Origin of the sequence: Bradyrhizobium sp. DN3 (assembly GCF_041357655.1) — a bacterium.
Classification (GTDB): Bacteria; Pseudomonadota; Alphaproteobacteria; order Rhizobiales; family Xanthobacteraceae; genus Bradyrhizobium.
Map to the genome: position 1 here is coordinate 24,252 of NZ_JAULLN010000050.1, position 8,469 is coordinate 32,720.

Annotated in this window: 15 protein-coding genes and 1 pseudogene; 7 read left to right on the forward strand and 9 right to left on the reverse strand. The window is 59.9% G+C overall.

Features of this window, described 5'->3' with window-relative positions; all coding sequences use genetic code 11:
* The first annotated feature begins 141 nt into the window (after nucleotides 1-141).
* A complete protein-coding gene (locus AAE027_RS37845) occupies nucleotides 142-660 on the forward strand; it encodes a hypothetical protein (RefSeq protein WP_370990933.1) in 519 nt (172 codons plus the stop codon).
* Between the two features lie 82 nt (nucleotides 661-742).
* Here the strand turns inward: AAE027_RS37845 and AAE027_RS37850 are convergent, their stop codons facing one another.
* From AAE027_RS37850 to AAE027_RS37860, 3 genes are all read right to left on the reverse strand, one after another.
* Nucleotides 743-1,729, reverse strand: coding sequence for a DUF7146 domain-containing protein (locus AAE027_RS37850; RefSeq protein ID WP_370990934.1), 987 nt, complete (start codon nucleotides 1,727-1,729; stop codon nucleotides 743-745).
* A gap of 14 nt (nucleotides 1,730-1,743) precedes the next feature.
* Nucleotides 1,744-2,037, reverse strand: coding sequence for a hypothetical protein (locus AAE027_RS37855; RefSeq protein WP_370990935.1), 294 nt, complete (start codon nucleotides 2,035-2,037; stop codon nucleotides 1,744-1,746).
* Nucleotides 2,038-2,214: 177 nt separating this feature from the next.
* Nucleotides 2,215-2,889, reverse strand: a complete 675-nt coding sequence (locus AAE027_RS37860) for a hypothetical protein (RefSeq protein ID WP_370990936.1) — start codon at nucleotides 2,887-2,889, stop codon at nucleotides 2,215-2,217.
* A 346-nt stretch (nucleotides 2,890-3,235) separates the two neighbouring features.
* Between AAE027_RS37860 and AAE027_RS37865 the strand changes: the two genes are divergently transcribed.
* The 4 genes from AAE027_RS37865 to AAE027_RS37880 all read left to right on the forward strand — a co-directional run bounded on the left by AAE027_RS37865 (nucleotide 3,236) and on the right by AAE027_RS37880 (nucleotide 4,213).
* Complete coding sequence (locus AAE027_RS37865) at nucleotides 3,236-3,448, forward strand: helix-turn-helix transcriptional regulator (RefSeq protein WP_370990944.1); 213 nt, start codon at nucleotides 3,236-3,238, stop codon at nucleotides 3,446-3,448.
* A gap of 131 nt (nucleotides 3,449-3,579) precedes the next feature.
* Nucleotides 3,580-3,732: a hypothetical protein gene (locus tag AAE027_RS37870; RefSeq protein WP_370990947.1), complete on the forward strand. Its 153-nt coding sequence runs from the start codon at nucleotides 3,580-3,582 to the stop codon at nucleotides 3,730-3,732.
* 5 nt (nucleotides 3,733-3,737) lie between these two features.
* Nucleotides 3,738-3,932: a DUF5131 family protein gene (locus AAE027_RS37875; protein WP_370990945.1), complete on the forward strand. Its 195-nt coding sequence runs from the start codon at nucleotides 3,738-3,740 to the stop codon at nucleotides 3,930-3,932.
* Nucleotides 3,929-4,213: a DUF5131 family protein gene (locus AAE027_RS37880; RefSeq protein WP_370990937.1), complete on the forward strand. Its 285-nt coding sequence runs from the start codon at nucleotides 3,929-3,931 to the stop codon at nucleotides 4,211-4,213. Before AAE027_RS37875 ends, AAE027_RS37880 begins: the two co-directional genes overlap by 4 nt.
* On the opposite strand, the gene AAE027_RS37885 is transcribed toward AAE027_RS37880, so the two are convergent.
* The 4 genes and pseudogenes from AAE027_RS37885 to AAE027_RS37900 all read right to left on the reverse strand — a co-directional run bounded on the left by AAE027_RS37885 (nucleotide 4,210) and on the right by AAE027_RS37900 (nucleotide 6,687).
* Nucleotides 4,210-5,358: a hypothetical protein gene (locus AAE027_RS37885; protein ID WP_370990938.1), complete on the reverse strand. Its 1,149-nt coding sequence runs from the start codon at nucleotides 5,356-5,358 to the stop codon at nucleotides 4,210-4,212. The two genes, AAE027_RS37880 and AAE027_RS37885, sit on opposite strands and share 4 nt — an antisense overlap.
* Nucleotides 5,359-5,414: 56 nt before the next feature.
* Nucleotides 5,415-6,065, reverse strand: coding sequence for an SOS response-associated peptidase (locus AAE027_RS37890; protein WP_370990939.1), 651 nt, complete (start codon nucleotides 6,063-6,065; stop codon nucleotides 5,415-5,417).
* Between the two features lie 9 nt (nucleotides 6,066-6,074).
* Entirely contained in the window at nucleotides 6,075-6,251 is a 177-nt protein-coding gene (locus tag AAE027_RS37895) for a hypothetical protein (RefSeq protein ID WP_164934582.1), read from the reverse strand.
* 21 nt (nucleotides 6,252-6,272) lie between these two features.
* Nucleotides 6,273-6,687: pseudogene (locus AAE027_RS37900) on the reverse strand (hypothetical protein).
* Between the two features lie 213 nt (nucleotides 6,688-6,900).
* Here AAE027_RS37900 and AAE027_RS37905 point away from each other — a divergent pair.
* Together AAE027_RS37905 and AAE027_RS37910 are read left to right on the forward strand one after the other, a co-directional pair.
* Nucleotides 6,901-7,065 carry a hypothetical protein gene (locus tag AAE027_RS37905; RefSeq protein ID WP_370990940.1) on the forward strand — a complete coding sequence of 55 codons (165 nt, stop codon included), beginning with the start codon at nucleotides 6,901-6,903 and terminating at the stop codon, nucleotides 7,063-7,065.
* Nucleotides 7,066-7,094: 29 nt separating this feature from the next.
* On the forward strand, nucleotides 7,095-7,631 hold the full coding sequence (locus tag AAE027_RS37910; RefSeq protein ID WP_370990941.1) for a hypothetical protein: 537 nt from the start codon (nucleotides 7,095-7,097) through the stop codon (nucleotides 7,629-7,631).
* 9 nt (nucleotides 7,632-7,640) lie between these two features.
* Here the strand turns inward: AAE027_RS37910 and AAE027_RS37915 are convergent, their stop codons facing one another.
* Nucleotides 7,641-7,841: a GDCCVxC domain-containing (seleno)protein gene (locus tag AAE027_RS37915; protein WP_370990942.1), complete on the reverse strand. Its 201-nt coding sequence runs from the start codon at nucleotides 7,839-7,841 to the stop codon at nucleotides 7,641-7,643.
* Nucleotides 7,842-7,901: 60 nt separating this feature from the next.
* Complete coding sequence (locus AAE027_RS37920; protein ID WP_370990943.1) at nucleotides 7,902-8,096, reverse strand: hypothetical protein; 195 nt, start codon at nucleotides 8,094-8,096, stop codon at nucleotides 7,902-7,904.
* Between the last annotated feature and the right edge of the window lie 373 nt (nucleotides 8,097-8,469).

Here is an 8,469-nt window from a genome sequence, read left to right on the forward strand (position 1 = left end):
GACCGGAAACGCCTGGAGTTCGGCGTCCAAAGCATCGACCGCAATGTATGAGAACGAGAGACCGGCCTGCCAGAAGCTCTCATCAATCACCGCAAGCCCAACCTTCCTGGTCAGTTCCTTGGGCGGCGCAAACAAGTATTCATGCGCGCAAAAGACCACGTCTGCCTTCTTCGCAGCTTCTTTTTGTGCCTGATAGCCACACTGGTGATAGAACGGGCACAGGATCGGTTCCTGGCCCTTACGGCCTTTGCGGCATGCCGTTCGCTCAACATTGGCGCCAATCGCTTCTGCCGCGGCAACGGCTTGCAGGTTCAGGCACAACGGCTCGCCAGTGGTGAGATCGTTGGCCTTCCGAGACTGCCAAAGCGCAGTTGTAATGCCGTCCGGCAGACGATGCCGCGCCTCCTCGCCCAGTTTGTGGGTCGGGACGAAAACGACAACACGGTGCGGGATGCGCTTGCGTTTCGGCTTCTTCTTGCCGGCCTTTTTTGCCGCATACGTCTTTTTAGCCTGCTCAATGTAATCGACGATACCAACGCGAGCAGCCTCGGACTTTCCGACGCCAGTCGGGACGCAGACTGCCTCCAGCATCGAACTACCGTCGCGCTCATGATGCTGAATTGCGATCGTCATCTGCCGATCGATCGCAGCGCTCAGTAAGTCGCGGGCAACCTCAACCGGCAGCGCGTCTGACTGCTTGGCCGCACCTGATTCGAACTCATCGATGATCGCGCCGCGGAGCTCACGCATGCTCAGGCGAGCTCCCCAATTCGGCCAGCAGGAGGTCGTTAATGTCCTGACCAGGCGTGTCGGGCATAATCAGGCGAACGCGCTTGCCCGCGGCAAGCCAGCGGTCCCGGCATGCGGCAGCGGCCCGCTGACCGGTTCCGCTCACGTCATGATCGACCAGGATCGTGAGGCGTTGCACATGCTCGAGGACGATGAAGTTGCTGATGCCGCCGGCATCCAGCACCGACCAAGTCGATCCCGAGCCAAGCATCATTCCGGCGAGGCATGTTTCCACGCCTTCGCCGACGGCAAGTTCAGTCGAAATCGTCGGCGAAAGCCGGATCACGCCGCCGCTCTTGGGGCCAAGGCTCATGGCCGCTCCAGCGGCGACCGCATCACGCGTCAGTCGCCGGCGGTGAACACCGACCGGCTCGCCCGTGGTAATATCCTGGATCAGCGCAACAAGCGCCGGAGCCACGGTAGCCTGGAATGGGCAAGCCGGATGGAAGCCCACAACATCCAGCGCTTCATCAGGAACTTGGATGCCGCGACCGGCGAGATACCGCTCAGCCAACGAACCGCGCAGCGGCAACACACCCTCCCAGATCTGAAGTGCACGACGAATCCGAACGGCGTCGTCCGGCTCCGCGCGATGAACCGGGCGCACATTCCGCGTGCTGACGCCGAATGAAGGTCCCAAATAACCAAGAGCGTAGTTGATGGCATCGCCGATCGAGCCACCGAGCTGCTGCTTGAGGAAGCCGATGATGTCGCCGCCGCAGCCGTTCTCATGATCGAACCAGAGCCCCGCCTTGGCGCCCTCCAGGTTCAGCGCAAAAGACCCCCGGCTGCCCCACCGCAGCTGGCGCTTGGTGCTGAGGTGACGATTGGGCTCGCCGAGGAACGACTTCACGATCTCGGCCGCACGCGTGCGCAGTTCCGCACGCGCGCCGTCATCGAGCGTGCGATGATCCTGGCAAGTGTTATTGCGCGTGTTCACGGCTGCGCGTTTGATTACTTGTGCAAACGCGCGTCGGTCTCGCGCTCACGGATCGCGGCGAGCTTCTCCTGATGAGCCGCGCGATCTTCGGCAATGCGCAGCTCGACAGCACGCTCCAGCTCATCCGCCGCATTGCGCATCGCGCGGATGAGATTGCTAAAAAATGTTTGCGACCAGCTGTCGGTCGGCGCACAGGTCAGCGCCATACGCGTGATGCGCTCAATGTCGCGGCAAGCACTGCGCATGAAGCGATGCAACGGGATCGGCGGCTTCGGCTTGCGGCCGCGCGGGACGATGGTGAAACCCATGGGATGAAGACCTCCGCTCTTGCGGGGTCGTCAACCCTGGCATCGTCACCGCGCGGATGACCAAGCCAGGACCGGATGCGACCCCAGTTTCAGATAGAAAAAACCTCGCCGCGCTGAGTCGACGAGGTTTTCTCATTGAGCCGGAAGGCAGTTCTGCCGTGAAGATTTAGCTAGGGATTATTTGCCCTCCTCACCCAATGCCTTGCTGTTCACCCCTGTTGATGCCTGTTTCAGGAATTCAGACTTCACATAGCCGAGGTGGCCAGCGTTCGGCGGCTCTTCAATCCCGAACAGCAGATGCACAGCTCTAAGCGTGTGGATCAAGGGCTGGTACTTCTCCAGCGGCTCAACACCACACTCCCGCAGTAGCGCGAAGATGGCTTCCCACAGCACCCGCCCCGGATTCTTCTGGTTTGTTGGAGGCTGTTCCAACAATTCACCCAAATTCACGTCGGGCTGCAACAAGTGCCCAACTCTGCTCCAGCCGTCGTCGATTGCCAGCAGAAGCCGCCCCCATTTTTCGTGCTCGGGAACCTCCTCTTCATCAATGCTGGTATTGAAAACATATGGATACCAAGGATTATCGGGCGAATCTCCATACCATCCGCTGTCGGGCACATCTCTATCACGTACAGCGTTAAATGCTCTGCGGACGTTCGGTAGCTGCTCCATCCGCCGGTAGACGACGCCTAGCTTAATCTGAAGATCGTCAAGTAGCTCACGAGTCTCCGCAACGGAAAGGAACCGCGCCACTCTCCAGTATAGAAGTCCTGCCGCTCGGATCTTGCGCTCAACGTGACGAGCTACCTCGTCGGAGCGTGTCGGGCGCTCAAATAAGTCGGGTTCGGACACAGCTCCCCAATTCGGCCCGACGTAATCGACTATTGCCTCGATTGGGCCGAATGCCTTGAGCACAGCCGCCAGATGAGCGCGTGTTCGCTCTGGATCATCAGTGATCCATCTTGCCGTCGGCCAATCTGAACCATGAGGCATTGGGTTGAGGGACACAATTTCGGCTAGTTAAATCTTCCAACGGAATGCCCGTTGCTCCATTTTGGTTCCGGGTGAAGCGCAGACATTGGCATGACGAGGCAGTTGGCGCGATGCCGCGGGAACACCTGAGACTCGGATGGTAGCAGGAAATCGACACGGAGCCCAATTGGAGGAGGAAGGACCCACAAAATTCCGCCCTCGTCGCATGCTTAGCGAGACTCAGGTGCTGGGGATCATCCCCGTGAGCCGCACCACCCTGTACCGCATGGAGAAATCCGGCCGCTTCCCCAAATCGACCTACATCAGCCCGAACCGGCGCGTCTGGTTTGAGGACGAGATCATTGCTTGGCAGAACGCGGTTGATGAATTCGATCCGCATCGGGCGCGCGGCAAAGGACGGCGCGCGCGTGCGGATTAATTGCCGGACAGGAAGAGTCACGAGGCTTCTCGGTTCGTCAGCAAACCGCTTGGAGGAGACGGATCGTCGACGAGGCGGCTCGCTGGCTGCACAGTGATCTTCCCGGTTGGACGAACTGCTACGCGATGCATATGGCGGCCGGTTTGGACGCGATGGGCACGCCGAAGTATCGCGCTCTGACGCGCAAGAGCGGCAAGCGCGCGGTCCGGACCGGAAAGGTCACGCTTGATCGCGCCGCGCTCAACATACCGGCAGGTTGGAAAAAGCCGCGCCGCATTTTGTAAACTCTATGTCGGACCCGTTTCATGAGGCGGTGCCAGCGGAGTTCGTTGCCGCTGTCTGGGACACGATGCAGGCGACGCCGCAGCACACCTATCAAAGTCTGACAAAGCGGGGCGGTTATCGCGACCTCGCTTCCGGTGCTGCCGAACGGATGGCTCGGCACCAGCGTCGAGAGCGCCGACTACATCAAGCGCATCGATGAACTCCGCGAGGCCCACCATCAGATTCGTCTCGTTCGAGCCGCGACTCTGGTCTGTGGCGGGCGCCAATCTGATGGGCGTAATGAGCAATCGTCGGTGGCGAGAGCAGGCCCCGCGCCGTCCGATGGAAGAGCGGCGGGTCGCGGTAATCGAAGCTGCCTGTCGCAAGGCGAAGGCGGCCTTCTTCTTCAAACCGTGGGGCGTCGTTCGCAAGAAGAGCACCGGCAGGCACTACCGCCGGCGCACGTTCGATGAGATGCCGCGAGCCGTCGCGATGTCCTAGGCTAATGTTGACCGTGAGGTGTCCGGTCTAAAGCCGTCCTTGTGCGCCTGCTGCAACGCAGGGAGGACGCTGTGCTCCCAAATGCCCTCGATGATCTTCAAGAAGCACTCCCGCATGTCCTTCGCGCTGGCTCGCAGTTCCTCCGGCAAGTGTTGATCCAGAAGACCGAACACAGTGATGCGGTCAGCTAGCGGCGGATGTGATGTTCCAGCCGGGGCGCTGTCGAGACCTGTCTCTAGCACCCAACGTGCACGGCGGGTCATGTCCATTAACCCCAGCACGATAACGCCGCCAACGCCGGAAACTGCATAGAAGTTAGGAGGCTCCGCCTTGTCGCCTAAAGCCATGCTTACCGCGCGCGCGAATAAATCAGCTTCGTGCTCATCATTGAAAATATTGCGCGTATCTTCAGTTGATGTAGCTTGACCGTGCTTCATCACGTGATGGCCATACTCGTGAGCAAGCGAAAACCACTCCATTGCCTTCAAAACCAAAATTCTGGTCACTTGCTGCCCAACTTGATCGGGCGGCGGACTAATGGAATGCGGCGGCAACTCACCACAAGCGAATGCGGAGATAATCACCGCCCATTCGGCTAGCAGCCTTGGCGACGCGCGTAAATTAGGGAGTACCAAGGCGGGATCATTGCTCACTTTGATGAGTGGTCTCGTCTCGTGCAGCAACGTTCGAGCGAGAGCTTTGCTTACGCAGTTACAAAATACGAGAAATGGCATGCTAACATCGATGATGCTAACATCGGTCGCCATCACTTCTCGCTGTCTTGCCAGCAACTCAAATTCCGGCGCAACGCCATATACCACACCGTTTCGGATCGGAATTTTCTGCTCACGACAGAGGTCTTCAATGTCCCGTAATATCGGATCGAGGATCGCACGCGCGTTCTTGTCGTCGAGTTTTGAACCGGGCGACGCCGATGCGAGGTACGCCTTGTATTCTTCGATCACGGCCTCAACATCGGCGTCAGGGGTTCCGTTTGCTTTGGCCAAATCGCGCAGGCGCTGCTCGTTTTTCGCCAGCCAATCGTCAAAGCCAGCCGAGGTAAATCCGAAGCCGTTTCGCTGCGCGTCGGCTTGCTGGCGCTGCTGTCGGTAGTCTTCTGCAGCCGCTTTGCTTTCTTCTGTCATAGCCTTCTTGAACCTTTTGCGAATGGGTAATCGATGACGGAAATTTGGGGCGCAGATCACGCTGCCGCCTTATCTTCCTTTTCCGCACCGCGCATCACGATCTTGAGCGCATCATCTGGCAATGGCCGCTGCAATGCCTTCGCTTCGTCCCACGGCGCGCGCATCCACACATCGCGCTCCTCGTCGGTGGCCAGGATCACAGGCATGGCCTTCGGGTGGATTGGCTCGACCACCGCGTTCGGGCTTGCGTACACCTGATGCGGTCCCGGCACCGGCTTGGACTTGGTGCCGCGATCCCCGTTGAACGTCGTCCAGATGCCAGCGAAGGCGAACAGCGGTCGGTCCTCGTTGAGCGCGAACCAGACCACGTCCTTTTTCTTGGTCTCCGGGTTCGGCTCCGGCGCGTACTCGGCGAAGCTATTGGCCGGAACGAGGCACCGGCTCTCCGGCTTCAACCATCCCCGCCAGTGCGGCGATGACGTGTTGCGGATGTTGGTGACCGGCGGCCCGCCCGTCCGTGGTGGTGGCGGCATGCCCCATCGCATCATCGCCAGTTCGCTGCCGGTGTCGGTGTTGCGGATCACTGGCGCGGGATAATCCGGAAACACGCCCGGCATCGGGGCGAGATTGCCGACGTAGCGATTGATCACCCGAAACAGGTTGATGATCGCGGCTTGGTTGGTGGTGATGCTGTAGAGGTTGCACATCGGCGACGGCTACGACCAGAACAGTGCGAAGTAGATCACGTACAGCCAGCCCAGAATGCCGTGAATGATCGCCCAGAGGATCGACTTGTTGGTGGTGTAGCTGATGGCGATAGCGAGCGCGCTGCCAAAGCCTATGCCGTATTTCGTGCCCTCTGATCGCACCACGTAGTAGCGGCTCCCGTTCATCGTCGCTCCCTCATCATCATTTCACCTCTCACCCGGCCACCACGTTGATGGCGGATCGCTCGCCGAAATCTTGGTGCGCCGAAGCGCCACCAAATGGCTGCGCTTGTACGGATAGCCGCGCACCTGCGAGCAGTCTGTGCACCGCATGTAGCGCTCCAGCTCATGAACTGGCGTTGACTTCGGTCGCCGCACGATGTCGAGCGCGACGGTCTCATTTTGTGTCACAGCCGAGGCACCGGACTTCCAGATAGCCATAACCGGCATTGAGGGCATCGCCCAGCGTCGGCGATGGCTGAGCCGGTCCCTGAAAGGCAAGCATCCGCTTATTCCACGCCTCGCAGGCGAGCCGGTCGGCTTGCTTGCGTGCTTCCGTCGCCTGCTCCGCCGCCGCCCGGACCGAAGCGCCGTAAATGGTCTCGCGCGATTTGGTGCCCATCGAGAGAGGATGCGTCGAGGGGCGCGGGACAGGCAAGCCGCTACGGATTGCGGTGGACAACGCGACGGGCACAACGAAGGCCCCAAAAGGCGGCGGTAAGGTCAGGCCGCAAACAATGTCGGATAATGAATCCCCAAGCAAAAACAATGTTTTACTGCACGCAAGTTCGATGGCTGAACGGGCGGACACCCAACCGGCCACAGGAGCAAGCCAGTGCAGGCATTCATCGTCTATCAGCCGACACCGGGCCAGAATTTTCCGAAACCGCTTTTCACGGTCTACGCCCGTTCGCTCGAAGCGGCCCGCGCGCTCGTCGCGGCCATGATCGCGGGAAAGACCATCATTCTCCCCGTCTCGCGTGACGGAGCAGGCCGATGATCCCCGATACCAAGAGCGGCCTTCCCGCAATGACCTGCGTCTCCGCGCTACAGAAGGCCATCAGGCGCGGCACGGAGCGCGATGCGATGGAGTTTGTGTGCGAATTGATGCACACCTCCAAAGCCTTCTACACGCAAAGCCTTCTACACGATGGTCTGCAATCGCCTCGAAGTTATCTGCCACGAAGACCTCGACACATTGGCTGCGCCGCACGTTTTCCCGTCGTCGCGGCATCACTCGCCGCATCAAGGGACCGCTACAGCAAGAGCATTGGCGAAGCCCGCTTGATGGTGGGCAACGCGATCCGCACGATGTGCCGCGCGCCGAAGTCGCGTGCTGGCTGCCACTTCGCTGCGGCAATCAGACTGCGCGCTCAGTTCGAAGGCTACGCACCGGAGATACCGGACTGGGCGAACGACCGGCACACGCTGACAGGCCGCAAGCTCGGGCGTGGCCTCGATCACTTCCGCAAGGAGGGCGCGAAGCTGATCCCGCCGCCGACCGGTGATGATCCCTACGAGGACGAGGCGTATCGGTTGTGGGCGATCAAGCAGCAGCGCAAGTAAGTTCGACCGCTAACAGCACTTCCCGTTCCGCTGGACCGGCGGACACGGCACCGAGCCGTATGAGCAGAACACACAGCAATCGCCGGGTTTAGGCTTTAGCCGCTGGCCGCAGCCCTTGCAGTCGTAGAAAAACTGGCAGGCATCCGTCAGCATGGCCTCGGTACTGGAGTGCCCGCAGGACGAACATGCGAGAGTTGATAGCAGTTGCATGACGACGCAATCAGGTCCAACCCGAACGACCGAAAATCTCCCTCGATCAGGCGTAGCGGCTCAGGCTGTATGTCGAATGGAACTTTCATGATGCTTGAAGAAGAGATCAAGCTTCACAGGTTTGCCGGTATCTCGCCAGAATAGTCTTTTACCCATGCTGCCCGCCACCGCGAGGCGATGGTGGCCGCCGATTAGAGTATGATCATCCGTTGCTATGGCGATGACCTCGCCGGCTTCATCAACGATGACTTTCATGCGCCGCCTCCAGTGCAACGCGCCGATCCGCGCAGCCGCGATGGTACGCAATCTATCTAACCTCGTGCCGGCCCCCCGCGTTCCAACCCATGAAGATCACGGCTTACGTATTCGCCCCATCGCGCAACGCCTTTGTGTACGAGTGGGTACAAAATTAAACGCGATATGACGATTGCAAATATCCTCATACCGGGCCGTCGCGCGTACCCCGCGCTTTCGGCACTCCCCAGAGGACCCAAATTCAATGGGCCTGACTGCAGCATATCCTCTTTTAGGGCTGGAGCGGACCTTGTGCGAGCAACTCCGGCATGCCGCCTTTTGACCCTGGCTGTGTGAAAAGCCACGAGTCGGCTACGATTCCGCCGTTTCCTGG